This window comes from Stenotrophomonas sp. PS02300, assembly GCF_029959395.1.
GTDB lineage: Bacteria > Pseudomonadota > Gammaproteobacteria > Xanthomonadales > Xanthomonadaceae > Stenotrophomonas > Stenotrophomonas maltophilia_AD.
Window position 1 is genome coordinate 1 of sequence record NZ_JASCOP010000025.1, and the last position, 19,026, is coordinate 19,026.

General features: G+C 68.8%; 16 protein-coding genes. 6 read left to right on the forward strand and 10 right to left on the reverse strand.

What is annotated here, in order from left to right; genetic code table 11:
• Positions 1–32: 32 nt before the first annotated feature.
• On the reverse strand, positions 33–1,139 hold the full coding sequence (locus tag QMX79_RS07085) for an SDR family oxidoreductase (protein ID WP_282245755.1): 1,107 nt from the start codon (positions 1,137–1,139) through the stop codon (positions 33–35).
• Between the two features lie 175 nt (positions 1,140–1,314).
• Here QMX79_RS07085 and QMX79_RS07090 point away from each other — a divergent pair, with 175 nt between their 5' ends.
• Positions 1,315–1,656, forward strand: a complete 342-nt coding sequence (locus QMX79_RS07090; protein WP_282245756.1) for a hypothetical protein — start codon at positions 1,315–1,317, stop codon at positions 1,654–1,656.
• 21 nt (positions 1,657–1,677) lie between these two features.
• Here QMX79_RS07090 and QMX79_RS07095 read toward each other — a convergent pair whose 3' ends face one another.
• Positions 1,678–2,739: a DNA topoisomerase IB gene (locus QMX79_RS07095; RefSeq protein WP_282245757.1), complete on the reverse strand. Its 1,062-nt coding sequence runs from the start codon at positions 2,737–2,739 to the stop codon at positions 1,678–1,680.
• A 185-nt stretch (positions 2,740–2,924) separates the two neighbouring features.
• Here QMX79_RS07095 and QMX79_RS07100 point away from each other — a divergent pair, with 185 nt between their 5' ends.
• The 3 genes from QMX79_RS07100 (at position 2,925) to QMX79_RS07110 (ending at position 9,374) form a co-directional block, all read left to right on the forward strand.
• The gene (locus QMX79_RS07100) at positions 2,925–3,290 is read left to right on the forward strand and encodes an I78 family peptidase inhibitor (protein WP_282245816.1); all 366 of its coding nucleotides are present in this window, start codon (positions 2,925–2,927) and stop codon (positions 3,288–3,290) included.
• A gap of 165 nt (positions 3,291–3,455) precedes the next feature.
• Positions 3,456–7,910: a glutamate synthase large subunit gene (gene gltB / locus QMX79_RS07105; protein WP_282245759.1), complete on the forward strand. Its 4,455-nt coding sequence runs from the start codon at positions 3,456–3,458 to the stop codon at positions 7,908–7,910.
• Positions 7,911–7,928: 18 nt separating this feature from the next.
• The gene (locus QMX79_RS07110) at positions 7,929–9,374 is read left to right on the forward strand and encodes an FAD-dependent oxidoreductase (RefSeq protein WP_282245761.1); all 1,446 of its coding nucleotides are present in this window, start codon (positions 7,929–7,931) and stop codon (positions 9,372–9,374) included.
• 10 nt (positions 9,375–9,384) lie between these two features.
• On the opposite strand, the gene QMX79_RS07115 is transcribed toward QMX79_RS07110, so the two are convergent.
• Positions 9,385–9,657, reverse strand: a complete 273-nt coding sequence (locus QMX79_RS07115; protein ID WP_282245765.1) for a hypothetical protein — start codon at positions 9,655–9,657, stop codon at positions 9,385–9,387.
• 134 nt (positions 9,658–9,791) lie between these two features.
• Between QMX79_RS07115 and QMX79_RS07120 the strand changes: the two genes are divergently transcribed.
• Entirely contained in the window at positions 9,792–10,670 is an 879-nt protein-coding gene (locus QMX79_RS07120) for a methylglyoxal synthase (RefSeq protein ID WP_282245767.1), read from the forward strand.
• Here the strand turns inward: QMX79_RS07120 and QMX79_RS07125 are convergent.
• The 4 genes from QMX79_RS07125 to ttcA all read right to left on the reverse strand — a co-directional run bounded on the left by QMX79_RS07125 (position 10,589) and on the right by ttcA (position 14,009).
• Entirely contained in the window at positions 10,589–11,191 is a 603-nt protein-coding gene (locus tag QMX79_RS07125; protein WP_282245769.1) for a hypothetical protein, read from the reverse strand. The genes QMX79_RS07120 and QMX79_RS07125 overlap by 82 nt on opposite strands.
• Before the next feature lie 146 nt (positions 11,192–11,337).
• Entirely contained in the window at positions 11,338–12,117 is a 780-nt protein-coding gene (locus QMX79_RS07130; protein ID WP_282245771.1) for a SprT family zinc-dependent metalloprotease, read from the reverse strand.
• Between the two features lie 80 nt (positions 12,118–12,197).
• Positions 12,198–13,103, reverse strand: a complete 906-nt coding sequence (locus tag QMX79_RS07135; protein WP_282245772.1) for a recombination-associated protein RdgC — start codon at positions 13,101–13,103, stop codon at positions 12,198–12,200.
• Between the two features lie 33 nt (positions 13,104–13,136).
• The gene (gene ttcA, locus QMX79_RS07140) at positions 13,137–14,009 is read right to left on the reverse strand and encodes a tRNA 2-thiocytidine(32) synthetase TtcA (RefSeq protein WP_282245773.1); all 873 of its coding nucleotides are present in this window, start codon (positions 14,007–14,009) and stop codon (positions 13,137–13,139) included.
• A gap of 97 nt (positions 14,010–14,106) precedes the next feature.
• On the opposite strand from ttcA, the gene QMX79_RS07145 reads away from it, so the two are divergent.
• Entirely contained in the window at positions 14,107–14,310 is a 204-nt protein-coding gene (locus QMX79_RS07145; protein WP_282245774.1) for a YdcH family protein, read from the forward strand.
• Between the two features lie 45 nt (positions 14,311–14,355).
• Here the strand turns inward: QMX79_RS07145 and plsB are convergent, their stop codons facing one another.
• The 3 genes from plsB to QMX79_RS07160 all read right to left on the reverse strand — a co-directional run bounded on the left by plsB (position 14,356) and on the right by QMX79_RS07160 (position 18,953).
• The gene (plsB, locus tag QMX79_RS07150; protein WP_282245776.1) at positions 14,356–17,031 is read right to left on the reverse strand and encodes a glycerol-3-phosphate 1-O-acyltransferase PlsB; all 2,676 of its coding nucleotides are present in this window, start codon (positions 17,029–17,031) and stop codon (positions 14,356–14,358) included.
• Positions 17,031–18,017, reverse strand: a complete 987-nt coding sequence (locus QMX79_RS07155; protein ID WP_282245777.1) for a hypothetical protein — start codon at positions 18,015–18,017, stop codon at positions 17,031–17,033. Before QMX79_RS07155 ends, plsB begins: the two co-directional genes overlap by 1 nt.
• A 114-nt stretch (positions 18,018–18,131) precedes the next feature.
• A complete protein-coding gene (locus tag QMX79_RS07160) occupies positions 18,132–18,953 on the reverse strand; it encodes a serine protease (RefSeq protein ID WP_282245778.1) in 822 nt (273 codons plus the stop codon).
• Positions 18,954–19,026: the final 73 nt, after the last annotated feature.

Here is a 19,026-nt window from a genome sequence, read left to right on the forward strand (position 1 = left end):
GGTCACGACCGTTGGTCGTGACCGCAACGGCGCTAGCCGCGTGGACCGCCCATGACCGGCAGGATCACGCCGCTGATGTAGCTGGCAGTGACCGGCGAGGCCAGGAACACATACGCCGGCGACAGTTCCTCGGGCTGGGCCGGGCGGCCCATGTCGCTGTCCTTGCCGAACTCAGCTACATCCGGCGCCTGCTTGTCGGCCGGGTTGAGCGGGGTCCACACCGGGCCGGGGGCCACGGCGTTGACGCGGATGCCACGCGGCAGCAGCTGGCTGGCCAGCGCCTTGGTAAAGGCATGGATGGCGCCCTTGGTGGACGAATAGTCGATCAGCGCCTTGCTGCCGAACAGGCCGGTTTCCGAACCGGTGTTGATGATGCAGTCGCCTTCCTGCAGGTGTGGCAGTACTGCGCGTGCCATCTGGATGTAGCCGCCGATGTTGGTCTGCAGGGTTTCCTGCAGGTGTTCGTCTTCCAGGTCTTCCAGGCGTTCGCAGTGCAGCTGGAAGGCGGCGTTGTTGACCAGGATGTCGATGCCGCCGAACGCCTTGGCCACCTGCTTGACCGCCTTGTTGCAGAACTTCGGATCGCGAACGTCCCCGGCGATCACCACGCAGCGGGTACCTTCGGCTTCCACATGCTGGCGGGTGACCTCAGCATCGTCGGCTTCGTCCAGGTGCAGTACCGCCACGTCGGCGCCTTCGCGCGCGAACAGCACCGCGACCGCGCGGCCGATGCCGGAGTCGGCGCCGGTGATGATGGCGCGCCTGCCCTGCAGCTTGCCGCTGCCCACGTAGTCGGGCGCCAGGAAACGCGGTGCCAGCTGCAGTTCGTGTTCGTTGCCCGGCTTGGCGATGTGCTGGGCGGGCATGGTTTCAGGCTGCTTGCGGGTGCCGGCCTGGGTCGCCTTCTTCGTTGCCTTTTTGGCGGCTTTCTTCTTTGCCGCGGCACGCGCGTCCTTGGCCTTTTCCTGGTCCTGCAGGCGGCGCTGGCGGGCGGCCACGCGCGCGGCGCGCGGATCGCTGGCGGCGGCCTTGCGGGTGGCGGTCTTGACCACCGGCGCGCGCGCGCGGGCAGGCGTTGGGTCGGCGGCGGGTGCGGCAGCGGTGGGGGTGCGCTTACGGGTCTTCTTGGCCGTGGCCATGCTGAACTCCTTCGTTGCGTGTGCCTCGATGCGGGTGGAGGGCGAGGCAAGGGCAGTGTGTCGGCGCCAGCAGTCGCATACGGTGAATGCCATGTGGGCGTGCCGTGCAGGGCTTCATCCGCCGCATACGCGTGCGGCGGCATCGTGGGCACCAGAATCCCGCTGGAGTGGCCCCATGTTTCGTCCCCTGCTTGCCGTTGCCGCACTGACCGCCCTTACCGCCTGCAGCAGCACGCCGATGGCGCAGGTGCAGCCCATCGATGGCGTCATTTCCGGCCAGTGCCACGTGGACAAGGTGCGCGGCGCGGTCGGCCTGGCCGCGTCGGCGGCCACGGTGGAACGCGCCCGCGTGGACAGTGACAGCCTGCAGGTGGTAGTGCTGCGCGGCCAGCGCACCGAGAGCGGTGCCACCGCCAGTGGCGCGGCCAACCCCACCCCCGGCGCGGAAAGCGGTGGTGATCGCCTCACCATCGAGAAGGGCCGCACCAACAACATCACCGCCATCTACTGCGGCTGATCGCCACGGCGTGGCCGCGCCTCAGCGCGCGGCCTTGCCTTTCACCGCGCGCCGTGCCGAGCGCAGGAATTTCAGCGTGGCCTGCTCCCACTGGCGCTCGCCCCGCAGCCCCGCCAGCTTGGCCAGGGTGCCATCGCGCCAGCCGACGAACACGCTGGGATCGATGTAGGCCTTGCGGCACACCGCTGGCGTATTGCCCAGCAGCGTGGCCACTTCGCACACCACCTCCTTCTGCAGCGCGGCCAGCGCCCGCTCGCTTGGCGCCTCGGGCAGCGCGGTAGCCGCGAACTGGCGCAGCGCGGCCACGGTGCCGCCCCAGGTGCGGAAATCCTTGGCGCTGAAATCGGCGCCCATCGCATCGCGCAGGTAGGCGTTGACCTGGCCCGAGTCCACCGGCTGCAGGGTGCCGTCGTCGTCGCGGTACTGGAACAGGGCCTGCCCGGGCAGCTGCTGGCAGCCCTTGATCAGGCCCACCAGGCGCTTGTCGTCGATATCCACTTCCTGCTGCTGGCCGGACTTGCCGCGGAAGCGCATGCGCGCGCGCCCGCCCTTGACCAGTTCCAGGTGGCGGTTGCGCAGCGTGGTGAGGCCGTAGGAGCGGTTGTCGCGGGCGTACTCCGGGTTGCCCACCCGCACCAGGGTTTCGGCCAGCAGCGCGACCACGATCGCCAGCACCTTGTCCTGCGGGAACCCGGGCAGCTTGAGGTCGCGGCGCAGCCGCCGGCGCAGCGCCGGCAGCGCCTGGCCGAAGGCGATCACCCGGTCGAACTTGCCGTCGCCACGCACCCGCGCCCAGTCCGGGTGGTAGCGGTACTGCTTGCGCCGGCGCGCATCGCGCCCGGTGGCCTGCAGGTGGCCATTGGGCGAGGCGCAGATCCACACGTCGGTGTAGGCCGGTGGAATGGCCAGCGCGCGGATCCGGGCCAGGGTGGCGGCATCGCGCACGGCGTGGCCGTCGGCATCGCGGTAGCTGAAGCCCTTGCCGGCGCGGCGGCGCGCCAGGCCCGGCTGTTCATCGCTGACATAGCGCAGGCCTGCATCGCGGGCGGCGGTGGCTTCGGGGGTGGCAAGGCGTGCGGGCATGGCGGCAGGCAAGGTGGGGGCCTGCAGTGTGGTGGGCGTGGCGACGGCGCCGCGTCAATAACGCAACACAAACACCTCACGCCCGCCCTTGGCGATATGCTCCATGGTTTACCGCCTGGAACTCTGGAGTCTCGATGTCGTCCTTGTCCTTCCGCCGCCTGCGGCGTCCGTTTGGTCCCACGATCATGGCCGCGGCCCTGGTCCCCACCCTGCTGTTGCTGGGCGCCTGCAAGGCCCCGCCGATGGACGAACAGGAAGCAGCGGGTACCCACGCGCAGAAGGCCGCCGAAGAAGTCGCCGCCGCCCCGGCCGACACCACCGGCAAGGCCACCGAGGCACCGCCGGTCGGCAACTGCGATGCCAACCAGGTGCAGAGCCTGGTCGGCCAGCCCTACAGCGACGCCATCGGGGCGCAGGCGCAGCAGGATGCCAGCGCGCGCGAGCTGCGCGTGCTCAAGCCGGACGACATGACCACGATGGAGTTCGTCGGCGAGCGGCTGAACATCGAAGTGGACGAAAAGGGCGTGGTCAGCGGCCTGCGCTGCGGCTGAATTGGGCGCACCGGACGCGGGTTTTCGAGGGGTTTGGTTGCGCGTGCAACCGTGTATTGCGGCGTTGCAGCAACTGTGATCTAGTCGAAGCATCCGGTGCCTCCAGATGCGCTCAACGGATTGAGCGGGGACGAGTGTCGCCGCTCACCCGACATTGAGGCAGAGATGGCCCCCCGCAACCGCCAAGGGCTTTACGACCCACAAGACGAACGCGATGCCTGTGGTTTCGGCATGGTGGCGCAACTGGATGACCAGCCGTCACGGCTGCTAGTCGACACCGCGATTGCCGCGCTCTCGCGCATGACCCACCGCGGCGGTGTCGCCGCCGACGGTGTCACCGGTGACGGCTGCGGCCTGTTGCTGCGCCGCCCGGAAGCCTTCCTGCAGGCGCTGGCCGCCGAAGCCGGCATCACCCTCGGCAAGCTGCATGCGGCCGGCGTGGTGTTCCTACCGCACGACGCCGCTGCCGCCCAGGCCTGCCGCGACACCCTTGAACAGCAACTGCGCGACGCCGGCTGCCAGCCGCTGGGCTGGCGCGTGGTGCCGACCGATCCCAGCGTGTGCGGCCAGCTCGCCCGCGACACCCTGCCCCACATCGAACAGGTGTTCGTCGATGCCGGCCACGGCCAGGACGAGGCTGCCTTCACCCTGGCGCTGTTCCTGGCCCGCCGCCGCAGCGAACAGCAGCTGCGCGCGCATGCCGACTACTACGTCACCACGCTCAGCCCCAACGCGATCAGCTACAAGGGCATGGTGCTGCCGGACAAGCTGAGCCGGTTCTACCCGGACCTGCAGCGCAACGACCTGGCCTCCAGCGCCATCGTGTTCCACCAGCGCTTTTCCACCAATACGCTGCCGCGCTGGCCGCTGGCGCACCCGTTCCGCATGCTCGCCCACAACGGCGAGATCAACACCATCGAAGGCAACCGGCGCTGGGCGCAGGCGCGCAGCAAGGTGTGGAAGACCCCCCGCTTCGACATCGGCGAGTTCGATCCGGTGATCTCCATGCACGGCTCGGATTCGCAGAGCCTGGACAACATGCTGGAGCTGATGGTCAGTGCCGGCATGGAGCTGATCCAGGCGCTGCGCATCCTGGTGCCGCCGGCGACCCAGTCGCTGGAGTTCAAGGACGCCGACCTGGCCGCGTTCTACGAGTTTTACGGCCTCAACAGCGAACCGTGGGATGGCCCGGCCGGCATCGTCGCCTGCGATGGCCGCTATGCCGCCTGCACCCTGGACCGCAACGGGCTGCGCCCGGCGCGCTGGATGCTCACCTCCGACCGCCACTTCCTGGTGGCCTCCGAGGCAGGCGTGTGGGAAGTGCCGGCCGAGCGCGTGGTGCGCAAGGGCAAGCTGGGCCCGGGCGAGATGATGGCCATCGACCTCAAGCGCGGCGACCTGCTCGATTCGGACGCCATCGACCGCATCAACCGCGGCCGCGCGCCGTACAAGCAGTGGCTGCAGCAGGGCGTGACCTACCTGCAGACCGAGCTGATCGACCCATCGCTGGTGGAAGAGCCGTTCGACGAACGCACCCTGCGCAGCTACCACAAGCTGTTCCAGCTCAGCACCGAGGAAGTGGAGCAGATCCTGCGCCCGCTGGCCGAGACCGAGCAGGAGGCCACCGGCTCGATGGGCGATGACACCCCGATGGCGGTGCTCAGCCAGCAGAGCCGACCGCTCTACGATTACTTCCGCCAGGCGTTCGCGCAGGTCACCAACCCGCCGATTGATCCGTTGCGGGAAGACTGCGTGATGTCGCTCACCACCCAGCTCGGCAAGGAGACCAACATCTTCCATGCCGGCGCGGAGACGGTGAACCACGTCATCCTCAATTCGCCGGTGCTCAGCCAGCGCAAGCTGCGCCAGCTGATCAAGATGCCGCAGTACGTGGACCGCAACCGGCTCATCGACCTGTCCTACAGCCTGGACGAAGGGCTGAAGGCCGGCATCGAACGCATCTGCGCCGAAGCCGAAGCGGCCGCGCGCGAGGGCATCGTGATGCTGCTGCTCAGCGACCGCTACCCGGTGGCCGACCGGCCGATGGTGCATGCGCTGCTGGCCACCAGTGCGGTGCACCACCACCTGTCCAACGCCGGGCTGCGCTGCGACGTCAACCTGATCCTGGAAACCGGCACCGCGCGCGACCCGCACCACATGGCCTGCCTGCTCGGTTTCGGTGCCACCGCGGTGTACCCGTACCTGGCCTACCAGACCCTGTTCGACCTGGGCCGGCGCGGCATCCTGCAGCTGAAGAAGGGCGGCGAGCAGTCGCAGATCGGCCGCAGCTACCGCAAGGGCATCTACAAGGGCCTGTCCAAGATCATCTCCAAGATGGGCATCTGTACCGTGGCCAGTTACCGCGGCGCGCAGCTGTTCGAAATCGTCGGGCTGGACGATGAAGTGGTCGACCTGTGCTTCCCGGAAACGCCGTCGCGCGTGGCCGGCGTTGGCTTCGCACGGCTGGACGACGAGGCCCGCGAGCTCACCGTGCGCGCCTGGAACGACCTGCTGCGCCCGGAAGTGGGCGGCGTGCTCAAGTACGTGCACGGCGGCGAATACCACATGTACAACCCCGACGTGGTCATGACCCTGCAGCGCGCCGCGCGCAGTGGTGATGCCGCCGATTGGCAGCGCTACTGCGAAGCCGTGCATGGCCGGCCGGTGTCGGCGCTGCGCGACCTGCTGCAGCTCAAGGCGGCCCCCACGCCGACCCCGCTGGAGGAAGTGGCGCCGGCCGAGGACCTGTTCCGCCGCTTCGACACCGCCGCGATCAGCCTGGGTGCGTTGTCGCCCGAAGCGCATGAAGCGCTGGCCATCGCCATGAACAAGCTGGGTGGGCGCAGCAATTCCGGTGAGGGTGGCGAGGACCCGGTGCGCTACGGCACCAACAAGCGCAGCAAGATCAAGCAGGTGGCCTCGGGCCGCTTCGGCGTCACCGCCGAATACCTGGTCAATGCCGAAGTGCTGCAGATCAAGGTCGCCCAGGGTGCCAAGCCCGGCGAAGGCGGGCAGCTGCCCGGGCACAAGGTCAATGAACTGATCGCACGGCTGCGCTATGCCAAGCCGGGCATCGGCCTGATCTCGCCGCCGCCGCACCACGACATCTATTCGATCGAAGACCTGGCCCAGCTGATCTACGACCTCAAGCAGGTCAACCCCGATGCGCTGGTGTCGGTGAAGCTGGTCTCGCATGCCGGCGTGGGCACCATCGCCGCCGGCGTGGTCAAGGCCGGTGCGGACCTGATCACCGTGTCGGGCCATGATGGCGGCACCGGTGCCAGCCCGGTCAGCTCGATCCGCTACGCCGGCGTGCCGTGGGAACTGGGCGTGGCCGAATCGCACCAGGCGCTGGTGGCCAACGACCTGCGCGGGCGCACCCTGCTGCAGACCGACGGCGGGCTGAAGACCGGCCTGGACGTGATCAAGGCCGCGCTGCTGGGCGCGGACAGCTTCGGCTTCGGCACCGCGCCGATGATCGTGCTGGGCTGCAAGTACCTGCGCATCTGCCACCTCAACAACTGCGCCACCGGCGTGGCCACCCAGGACGAGCGCCTGCGCGCGCAGTACTTCACCGGCCTGCCAGAGCGCGTGGAGAACTTCTTCCGGCTGCTGGCCGAGGAAGTGCGCGGTTGGCTGTCCTACCTGGGCGTGCGCTCGCTGGACGAGATCGTGGGCCGCACCGACCTGCTGCGGCAGCTGGAGGTCGCCCCGCGCCCCGGGGTCAAGGTCGACCTGTCGCGCCTGCTCAACCCGGCCCAGTACGGCGGCAGCCACTGCGCCGCGCAGCGCCTGTACGAATCGCCGGACAGCCTGGCCACGCAGATGGATGGCCTGCTGGCCCCGGCCATCGCCGGCAAGCTGGGCGGCGAACACCGCTTCCTGATCCACAACACCGACCGCTCCATCGGCACCCGCCTGTCCGGCGCCATCGCACGCGCGCATGGCAACCAGGGCATGAGCGATGCGCCGCTGACCCTGCGCTTCCGCGGCACCGCCGGACAGAGCTTCGGCGCGTTCAACGTGGGCGGCCTGCAGCTGGAAGTGGAAGGCGAAGCCAACGATTACGTGGGCAAGGGCATGGCCGGCGGCCGTCTGGTGGTACGCCCGCCGCGCGGCGCACGCTTCGAAGCGCGCAACACCGCCATCATCGGCAACACCTGCCTGTACGGCGCCACCGGCGGTGAGCTGTTCGCCGCCGGGCGCGCGGGCGAACGCTTCGGCGTGCGCAACTCCGGCGCGCTGGCGGTCATCGAAGGCGCCGGCGACCACTGCTGCGAATACATGACCGACGGCATCGTGCTGGTGCTGGGCAAGGTGGGGCTGAACTTCGGTGCCGGCTTCACCGGCGGCCTGGCCTACGTGCTGGATATCGACCGCGACTTCGTGGACCGCTACAACCACGAACTGATCGACATCCACCGCATTTCGGCCGAAGGCTTCGAGAACCACCGCCAGCACCTGCACACGCTGATCAGCCGCCACCGCGAGCTCACCGGCAGCATCTGGGCCCAGCAGATCCTGGACGAGTTCCGCGACTACGTGGGCAAGTTCTGGCTGGTCAAACCCAAGGCCGCCAGCATTGAATCGCTGACCGAATCGCTGCGCCGTGCCGCCTGATTTCCTGGATTCCCATACATGAGCCGCAAGCACGCCTTCCAGTTCCTCGACCTGCCCCGGACCATGCCGCAGCGCATTCCGGTGGAGCTGCGCACCTCCGGCGACTGGGGTGAGCTGTACGGCAAATTCGGCAAGGAAGATGCCCAGTACCAGGCCGGTCGCTGCCTGGACTGCGGCAACCCCTACTGCAGCTGGAAGTGCCCGGTGCACAACGCCATTCCGCAGTGGCTGCAGCTGGTGCAGGAAAACCGCATCCACGAAGCGGCCACGCTGTGCCATTCCACCAACCCGCTGCCGGAAGTGTGCGGCCGGGTGTGCCCGCAGGACCGCCTGTGCGAAGGCAGCTGCACGCTGGAAGAGTTCGGCGCGGTCACCATCGGCGCGGTGGAGAAGTACATCGTCGATACCGCGCTGGCCACCGGCTGGCGGCCGGACATGGCGGCGGTGGAAAGCACCGGCAAGCGGGTGGCGGTGATCGGTGCCGGCCCGGCCGGGCTGGCCTGTGCCGACCGGCTGGCGCATGCCGGCGTGCAGGCAGTGGTGTACGACCGCTACGAACAGATTGGCGGACTGCTGCAGTTCGGCATTCCCAGCTTCAAGCTGGACAAGTCGGTGATCAGCCGCCGCCGCAACGTGCTGGAAGGCATGGGCGTGCAGTTCCGGCTGGGCGTGGAGATCGGCCGCGACGTGACCCTGGAAACGCTGCTGGCCGACTACGACGCGGTGTTCGTCGGCACCGGCGCCTACCGCTATACCGATGGCGGGCTGCCCGGGCAGGACCTGAAGAACGTGCTGCCGGCGCTGCCGTTCCTGGTGCAGAACAGCCGCATCGTCAGCGGCAGCGATGCCCACGCTCGGCCGATTGCCGGCTGGGAAGACACCCTTGCCCTGCCCGACCTGGAAGGCAAGCGCGTGGTGGTGCTGGGTGGCGGCGATACCGGCATGGACTGCGTGCGCAGCGCGGTGCGGCTGGGCGCGGCGCGGGTGACCTGCGCCTACCGCCGCGATGAAGCCAGCATGCCGGGCTCGGCGCGCGAAGTGGCCAACGCCCGCGAAGAAGGCGTGCGGTTCCTGTTCAACCGCCAGCCGCTGTCGATCGAGGCCGGTGCCGATGACGAAGCGATCGGCGTGACCGTGGTGGAAACCCACCTGGGCGAGCCCGACGCACAGGGCCGGCGCAACGCGGTGCCGATCGAGGGCAGCGAATCGCTGCTGGAAGCGGACGTGGTGATCATCGCCTTCGGCTTCTCGCCGACCGCACCGGCATGGCTGACCGCGCAGGGCGTGGAAGCGGGCAACAACGGCCGCATCCTCGCCGGTGGCAACGGCCGCCTGCCGTTCCAGACCGCCCACCCGCGCCTGTTCGCCGGTGGCGACGCGGTGCGCGGTGCGGACCTGGTGGTGACCGCCGTGGCCGAAGGCCGCGATGCGGCGGCGGCGATCGTGGAGCTGATCACCGCGTAACGCCGGGCCGTCAGGCGGCCGCCCGCACCCCGGCGCGTTCGATCTCCAGCGCCAGCAACAGCTGGATCTCATCCAGCTGGTCGCGGATGCGGGCGTTGCCGGCATCGTCGGCGTGGTCGCATTCGATATGCGCATCCAGCATGCGCGCCAGCCCGACCAGCAGCACATCGGCATCGCCGTGGGCGGCATGGCGCAGCAGGCGGCCCAGCGTACGGATGCGGGCGCCGCGGTCGTGGGCCAGCGTCTGCACCGACGGTGCGGTGCGGGTAGCGGAGAGGGGCATGGGGGACTGTCCTGATTGACGGGCTGATGGCGGTCAATGTCGGTTATGGCCCCGGTAGGCGGCTATGCAACTTTTACGAATTGTCGTGAAGGGCTGGTAATGTCGCGGATGCCCCACTTTCCCGGATGATTCCCATGCGCATCGGCCTGGCCGCCAATCGGCTGCACCACCACGACAAGCACGCCGCGTTGTTCCGCTGGCTGCGCGCCAGCGATACCGGGCTGCGCGAGCTGGGCGTGGAGCTGCATGCGGTCGGCCGCACCTATGACGCCATCCAGCGGCTGGGCTTCCTGCCCGATTTCGCCCCCCTGCGCCGCTACCCGAACGGCCGCGAGGGTGGCCTGATGAAGCTGGTCGCCGAGGTGGTGGGCATGGGCACGCCCGAGCGCACGCTGGATGGGGCGATCTACCTGATGGACCCGGTCGACCCGTCCTCGGTGTTCCCCGAAGCCACCGCGCTCAAGCGCCAGTGCGTGATCCACGGCAAGCCCTTCATCTCCACCGTGGCGACCGCGCGCGACTGGATCGAAGTGGAACGCATGCACGCCGGCCTGGCCGCCGATCCCGGCGCCGATGACCTGCACGCGTTCGAGCGGCACACGCTGGCGCTGATCGCGCACGATGCGATGAAGCCGGCCATGCTGGCCTTCGCCGACGAACATTTCGATCTGCTCTCGCGCTTCCGCAGCCGCGTGGGTACCGGCACCACCGGCCAGCGCCTGAATGAGCTGGCCTGGAGCCGGGGCTGGCCCAAGGAACAGGAATGGGTGACCCGCTACCAGAGCGGCCCGATGGGTGGCGATGCGCAGATCGCCGACCAGGTGCTGGAAGGCCGCTGCCAGCGCGCGATCTTCTTCGAAGACCCGCACGTGGCGCGCCAGCACGAGGCCGACATCCAGCTGCTGGAGCGCGCGGTCACCACCGTGACCGATCAGGCGGTGTGCATCACCGCCCCGCGCGTGGCCGCACGCTGGGCGCAGGCGGCCACGCTGCGCGCACGGGCATCGACCTGATCGGTTGATGGGTACGCGTCGTTGGCCACGGCAAAATCATGCACCCCCTGCCCGCGTCGCCACTCACTGTCGCCACTGCGGCCGCCGGCACTGAGGATGTAGCTGCCGCGCCAGTGGTCGTCGCTTTCACGGCGGTCCATTCCGTGCGTGGCGATGCTGCCCTGGCGCCGTGCGCTTTCACGGAACAGCAGTCGGAACCGCTTGCGGTGGAACACGCTGCCATACAGCCCGCCGCTGACCTCCACCCGTGGCCGTTCGCGGCCGGGCAGCGGCCGTAGTGGACCGTTCCCAACGCGGCACTGCACGCACTCGGCCACGCCTTCCACGCGCACCCCGTTCTGCGACAGCATCACCAGGTACACGGCCTCGGCGCGGCGCTCGGCCCCTTGTCCATAGCGCGTCAGCGTCCACACCCCGGACACATCCGGCACGCGCGCGCGCAGCATCGCCGCCGTGCCCAGCACGGCCGCAGCAAGCACATTGGTAAGCACATCGAAGGCAACCGAGGCCATCGTCGACATGGGGCATTCCGGGTGGCGGCGGCAGCCGCCAGATTCCCGCGCCACAAGCAGCGATCCCATGCAACAAAGTCGAATGTGGACACGCCCGGCGGTTCGACCGTATGCGTAGTGCCACGCCCTGCGTGGCAAACCCCACCGAAGCGTGTTTAAAGCAGCTGCCGCAACATCGCCTTGAGCCGCCGCCCTTCCAGCTGGAAGTAGTCCCGCTCCTCACGCCACGCCGGGAAGCGCTGTTCCACTTCGTCCCAGAACGCCGGCGAATGATTGGCCTGGATCAGATGGCAGAGCTCATGCACCAGCACATACTCGAACGCCGACGGCCGCCCCAGCACCAGCGCCAGGTCCAGCGCCATGCTGCCATCCGGCGCCAGCGAGCCCCATTGCGAGGACATCACCTTCAGCCGCAACCGGGCAGGCGCGCGCGGCAGGCTGGGCAGGTAGCGCGGCAGCCACTGGCCGACATCGGCGCGGGTCTGTGCTTCGTAGAATTCGCGCAGCGCGCGCTTCACCGTGGCATCGGTACCGCGTGCCGGCAGGTGCATGCACACGCCATCGTCGTCCAGCTCCAGGCGCGCATAGCGCCCGGTTTCCCAGCGCAATGGCAGCAGTTCGCCACGCAGCGGCAGCACGCCGGGCTCGCCAATCACCAGCGGCGGCGGCAGGTTCTGTGCCTGGTAATTGCGCAGCTGCGTGGACAGCCAACCGCGGTGCTGCTCAAGGAAGCGCTCACCCATCACCAGGCTGGCACGCGGCGGCAGGGTCAGCCGCACGCCACGCTCATCCACGCTGAGTTTGATCCGGCGCGCGCGCGGATCGCGCACGCGCAGCACGTCGATCTCGGCATCCTCCAGGCGCAGGCGCACGGTATCGCGCTGCAACGTGGGGGCAACGGCCGGGGAGATCAGGCGGCGGAGGAATCCGGGCATGGGTACAGCATAGCGCCCGTGGTGCGCGGGATATGACTGCGGGGTGTAAAGGGGGGCGGGGCAGGGCCCCGCCCGGTGCCTCAGTCGGCCTTGCTCAGCTTGAAGGCCTGTTCCAGCAGCAGGAACAGGCGGCGCACTTCGCCGCTCTGCAGGACGAAACGGGCGTCCAGCTCGGCACGGCGGCCGTCTTCGTCGGCGTGCCCAAGCTGGTCCAGGGCGCCGTCCAGGAACTTCAGCTTGCGCACGATCAGGTCGTCGCCCAGCACGAAGGACAGGTTGTCCTCGAACACCAGGGCCAGCTTGGTCACCTGCTTGCCGGCGTCCAGGTGCTTGTCGATTTCGTCGCAGCGCAGTTCCTGGTGCTGGCACTTGACCACCGCGCCGCCTTCGGCCGGGTCCTTCATCTCGCACTCTTCGCCGAGGCTCAGCCCGGTCGGCAGCTCCTCGCCGGCGATCCAGCCGGTCAGGATCGAGCGCGGCGCCACTTCGGCGTTCAGCGGCATCGCCGGGAAGCTGCCCAGCAGGCCACGGATGTCGGACATCATGTTCTCGCCCTTCTTGCTGCTCGAGCAGTCCACCGCCACGTAGCCGTGGGTCAGGTCGATCAGGGCGTCGGTGCGCGAGCTCTTCACGAAGGCACGCGGCATCAGCTCATGCAGCAGGTCGTCCTTCAGGCGCTTGCGTTCGCGGCCGCCTGGCTTGCGCCCTTCCTTCTCCTCGATTTCCTCCAGCTTGCGGGCCAGCAGGTCGTTGACCACCGCGCCCGGCAGGATCTTGTCCTCACCGCCCACGGTCAGCCACAGCGCGTCGCCGACGCGGTGCGAGAACACGGCCTTTTCCTCACGGCCGAACGGGGAGATGAAGCCACGCGAATTCATTTCGAGCGGGCCCACCGGCTTGAGCAGCACCTGCGGCAGCAGGGTGTCGACGTCGGAGAAATCAGTGGCGGTCGGGAAGCGGAACAGCGTCAGGTTGCGAAAGAACATGGAGATCCGGAGTTGAAGACGTGAAAGGGAAGGTCAGGGGGTGCCATCGGTCCAGGCCGACGGCGGGCTGGGCGCGACCGCGGTGCGGCCCAGCGCCATGAAATCGAACAGGGCGGGGTCGGCCAGCTGCGAGGGGTGGATGTTGCCCAGCGCGCGCGCGATCTGGTCGATCCGCCCGGGGTGTTGATCCTCCCACTGCTGCAGCATCTGCGCCACCTGGCGGCGCTGCAGGTTGTCCTGGCTGCCGCACAGCGTGCACGGAATGATCGGGAAGCCGCGCGCCTGCGCATGCTGTTCGATGTCGCGCTCGCTCACATAGGCCAGCGGGCGGATCACCACATGCTGGCCATCATCGCTGCGCAGCTTGGGCGGCATCGCCGAGAGCTTGGCGTGGTGGAACAGGTTGAGGAAGAACGTGGCCACGCTGTCGTCGCGGTGGTGGCCGAGTGCGATCTTGCTGAAGCCATTTTCCGCCGCGTGCCGGTACAGCGCACCGCGACGCAGCCGCGAACACAGCGAGCACATCGTGCGGCCTTCCGGAATCACCCGGCTGACCACCGAATAGGTGTCCTGTTCGATGATCTGGTAGGCCACGCCAATCGAGGCCAGGTACCCGGGAAGCACGTGTTCGGGGAAGCCCGGCTGTTTCTGGTCCAGGTTCACCGCCACCAGTTCGAAGCTCACCGGGGCCTTCTTCTGCAGCTGCAGCAGCACGTCCAGCAGGGTGTAGCTGTCCTTGCCGCCGGACAGGCAGACCATGATGCGGTCACCGTCCTCGATCATGCCGAAGTCGGCGATCGCCTGGCCCACCTGGCGGCGCAACCTGCGCGCCAGTTTGTCCTGCGCGGCCGCATCCGTGCGCGGGGCGCGGGGCAGCGGATCGGGCAGGGGCAGGACGGCAGGCATCCGGAGCATTCTACCGGCTCGCACCGGCCCTCACCGGGTCGCGGAAGTGACTGCGTTCACTCCCGGGCGTCATCCCGGGTGTGTATGCTCGACCGCTGTGGATACCCTGACGCCCGAACAGATCAGCGACCTGCTTGCCGAACTCCGGCAGGAGCATCGCGTGCTGGATGAAGAGATCCAGCGCATGGCCGCCAATGGCGAGGATGAGCTGGAGGCCAAGCGGCTGAAGCGGCGCAAGCTGCAGCTCAAGGACCGCATCGCGAAGCTGGAAGACATGTTGATTCCGGACGAGCCGGCGTGACGCGTGCCGACCAACGGTCGGCACCTACCCTTTCCCGCACCCACCTCAATCCGCGGCGACCGGTTCCTCTGGTTTCGCGGCTTCGGGGCTCACCCGCTCGATGGTGTGGCGCAGCTCGCGGCCCAGGATGAACTTGGCATCCTTGGCCCACATGTCCAGGCGCTCGTCGAACAGCAGCTTGCTGTTCTCGTCCGGCCACACCAGGCGCAGCTCGCGCATCTTCTGGATGAAGCCGCGGAACAGGGTGCGGTCGAAGAACTCCGGCGCGGCCGGGGCGTAGAGCAGGCTCAGGCGCTGCGCGGCCTGCTGGCACAGGCTTTCCAGTTCGGCCGCGCCCAGCGTGCCCGGGCCGTTCTTCACCAGCACCGAAATGGCGATGTAGTACCGCTCGAACGCCTGCTGCAGCGAATGGCCGATCGCACGCAGGCGGAACACTTCGTCGGTCTGCCCGGTGTTGCGTGCCAGGATGCCGCCGTCGTCGTCGTTGACGTTCTGCAGCAGGCCCTCGCGCACGAACACCGCGATGGTCTGCTCGATGCGCTGGGCGAACTCGTCCTCGGTCCACGGCAGGAACAGCTCGGCCTGCAGGAACGGGTACACGGTGCGGCCCAGCTGCACCAGGCCGGTGCGGCTCATGCGGCGGTTGTTCTGGAAGCAGCACGCCACCCACGACGAGGCGGTGAACAGGTGGATGACGTTGTTGCGGAAGTAGCTGAGCAGCACCGCGGTATCGCCACTGACGCTGAGCACATCGCCCAGCGGGTGCTTGACCCGGGTCAGCACGTTGATTTCCTCGGCGTGCGCGATGATCCGCTCCGGCGAATGCGGGGTGACCGTGACCCGGTCCGAATACGGCATTTCCACCAGCAGGGTCTTGCACAGCTCGATCTGCGCGATCAGGTCCGCTTCGCCCATCGCATGCTTGGGCGTGGACAGCAGCGCCAGCGCCAGCAGGTTGATCGGGTTCACGTCGGCCGCGCCGTTGATGTGCACCTGGATGCGTTCGGCCAGATGGTCCACCGTGCCCGACAGCCACGACGGCTTCTCATCCTCGCCTACCGGCGCGCCGTCCCACTCCGGTGCCTGGCGGGCCAGCACGTCGTTGAGCGCGATCGGCTCGCCGAAGTTCACCACCACCTGGCCGTAGTTCTGCTTGAGCACCTTGGGGATCGACCACAGCAGCTGCCAGATCGATTCCTTTTCCTTCGGCCGCCCGGACAGTTCGTCCAGGTAGCTGCCGCCTTCCATCAGCTTTTCATAGCCGATGTACACCGGCTGGAACAGCACCGGCTTGCGCGGCTGGCGCAGGAACGCGCGCAGCGTCATCGAGATCATGCCGCCCTTGGGCTGCAGCAGGCGCCCGGTACGCGAACGGCCGCCTTCGACGAAGTACTCGATCGAATAGCCACCGGCCACCAGCTGCGCCACGTACTCGCTCAGCACCGCCGAATACAACGCGTTGCCGCGGATCGAGCGGCGGATGAAGAACGCACCGCCCTTGCGCAGCAGCGTGCCCACCACCGGCAGGTTCAGGTTGATGCCGGCCACGATGTGCGGCGGCACGATGCCACGGTCGTACAGCAGGTAGGACAGCAGCAGGTAATCCATGTGGCTGCGGTGGCTGGGCACGTAGACCACTTCATGGCCCGGCGCGGCGGCCTTGAACTTGTCCAGGTGGTGCACCAGCACGCCGGCGTAGATGCGGTTCCACACGTGGCTGAGCATGAAGCTGGCCGAGCGCACCACCGGGCTGGAATAGTCCGCGGCGATTTCCCAGGCGTAGGCGTGCGCCTTCTTCCAGGCATCGGCCGGCTTGGTGTTGTCACGCTTGGCCTGGGAGGCGATGGCATCGCGGACGGTGTCGGCCTCCAGCACCTTGTCCACCAGCAGGCGGCGGGTGGACAGGTCCGGCCCGATCACCGATTCGCGGATGCGGCGGAAGTGGGTGCGCAGCACGCGCTGCAGCTTGCGCACCGTGCGCTCGGGGTCCAGCCCCTCGTCCACGGTGGCGCGCAGCGAGATCGGCGGGGCGAACCGCACGATGGTGCTGCGGCCGTTGAGCAGTACCGCCAGCAGGCGGCGGAAGCGGCCCACCAGCGCCCAGTTTTCCGAGAACAGCACCGCGAACCAGCCGCTCTGCTTGTCCGGCGCGCGGCCGACGAAGATCGACACCGGCACCAGGTTCACGTCCAGCTCGCCGCGTGCGCGGTGGGCCTGCAGCACCTTGGCCAGCGAATCGGAATGGGTCTTGGCGCCGCGCTGTTCGGGAATCAGCGAGTTGCTGCTGCTCCGCCGCGACAGCGCCAGGTACGCCCGCCTGCGCCCGGTCGGGTCGCCGGCAATGGGCACCAGCGGCGAGGGCAGGCCGGCTTCACGGCAGGCCTTGTCCAGGATCAGCGCGTTGGACAGGCCGTAGTCTTCCAGCACGTAGACCACCGGGCGGCCGTCGTCGTACTGGCCGGGGTGTTCGGGTTCGATCTTCAGCGACAGCCACGGTTCGACCAGGCGACCCAGCAGGCGGGCCCACCACGGGCGGCGCCCGAACGAGGTGCGCGCTGCCGCGCTGACCGGGCTGGGCACGATCGCCGCCGGGTCGGTTGCACCCGCGGTCGGTGCATCTGCGCCGGGCACGGTGTCGGGCGACGCGGACGGGGCGTCCGGCGTCTTGGGCGGCTCTTCGCCGGGGAAAGGCAGGGGATTCTGGTTCGGCATCGGCTTCATTATGGCTTAGCCGGTGCAGAAGCACCGTCCTTGACCTGCGCGGCGGCCTCTGCTTCGGCGGCCAGCTGCGCGTCATGTTCAGCTTGCGCGGCCACGGCGGCCGCCGCTTCGTCGGCCGCCTTGAGCAGTGCGTCGGTCTCTTCCAGGGTGCGCGCCAGGTACCAGTGGCCCTCGCGGCGGGTCATGCGCACCTGGGCTTCAATCTGTTCGCCGGCCAGCGGGTACTGGATCCGCAGCAGGGCGGTGTCGCCCTCCTGCGACACCAGTTCGCCGCGCAGTTCGGTCATCGCCGCGTCCAGCGACAGCCCGTAACTGGCCAGCGCGGTCTTCAGCGCCTTGGCGAACGGCCCCAGCCGGCGCAGGCTGCCCTCCATGCCGGCCGCCTGCAGCTCGGCGTCGGTGGACAGCCCGGCGTTGCGTGCGGTGGCGGTCAACAGGGTGATGGTGGTCCTGGCGCGCTGCTTGTCGGTCAGTGGCGCGGCGGCGGCCCAGCGGCTCAGCACATCCACCACCTGGCTGTAGTGGGCGCGCTCGGCCTCGCTGTAGTCGGTCTGGTTGCGCAGGTACTGCACGCCGAACAGCCCCATCGAATGGGCCGCCTGGCGCACCCCGGTGGCCTGGCCGGCAATCTGGGTATCGAAGGAGCGCTGCAGGCGCTTGGGCGCATCCGGCGCGGACAGCGCCGCCAGCATCGGCAGCAGCTGGCCATCCAGCGGCAGGTCGGTCAGCGGCCAGCGGCTGTGGCCCACGCTCCAGGCCGCCTGCAGGCGGGTGTACTGGGCCGGCGGCACCGACGCGCGGGCGTAGCCCACCAGGTCGTTGTCGGCCAAGTGGCGGGCGATCTGCTGCAACGCGGCCACCGGCTCGGCGGCCGGTGCATCCGGGTCGATCGTGTCGCGCTTGCACGCCCCCACCAGCAGCAGCCCGCACAGCGACAGCGACATCACCCAGGGTCGGTAGCGCCCTGTCATCAACGGCATGGACATGAATTCGGACTTCCCCGGACCGGTCCGCATCTTGCGGCCTGCGCCCCCGCAGCGGCAACCCATCCTGCCCGACGGGCCGGCAGGATGGGCGCAACCCACTGTTTCTACTGGATATCAGTCACGCATCCAGGTGGCCTGGATGAAGTCACGCACATAGCCCTGCGACAACCGCGCATACACCCCGGGGCGATCCGGCAGCGCGCAGCCCTCGCCCCAGCTGACCGTGCCCAGCACCGTCCAGGCCCCCTTGCGGCGGACCATCAACGGCCCGCCGGAGTCGCCGCTGCAGCTGTCGATACCCTCGGCGCCGGCGCAGATCACCGCACCGGCCTGCAGGTCCGGGTAGGCCTGCTGGCACGCGGCGAAGGTCACGAACGGGGGCTGCACCGTCTGCAGGGTGGTCGGTAGCTGCTCCTCCCCGGGGAAGTCGGTCACGCCCCAGCCGATCACCGTGAAGGCGCGCCCGGGCTTCAGGTAGGCGCTGTCCCGGCCCAGCAGCAGCTCGGCCGGCTCGGCCTTGGGCACCGCCCGCTTGAGCTGGATCAGCGCCACGTCGTTGAGCAGGTTGCCTTCGTCGTAGGCCGGGTGCACGTGGATCGCCTTGACGTTGGAAGCGCGGCGGCGCGGCGTGGTCTTCAGCGTGGTCTGGCCGACCACGACCGCCAGCTGCGCCGGCAGCAGCCCGTCGACGCAGTGGGCGGCGGTGAGCACCCAGGAGGGCGAGATCAGGGTGGCGCCGCAGCCGTGCCGGGCGTGGTCCGAATCGCCGCGGCCCAGCCGCTGCAGGCTGGCCATGAACGGGTACTGGCCGGGTTCGGCGTCGACCCCGCCGATGATGTGGGGCAGGTTGTCCGGCCCGGACTGGGCCAGCGCGGGAACGGAAACAGCAGCGAGGATCAGGCTGGATATCCAGGCCGGCCGGGAACAGGTACGCATGCAGCAACTCCTTTGCGGAAAAGTGGAAACGACAGGCACAGCGCCGGGGCGTGTGCCAGGTCGATTCGACGGC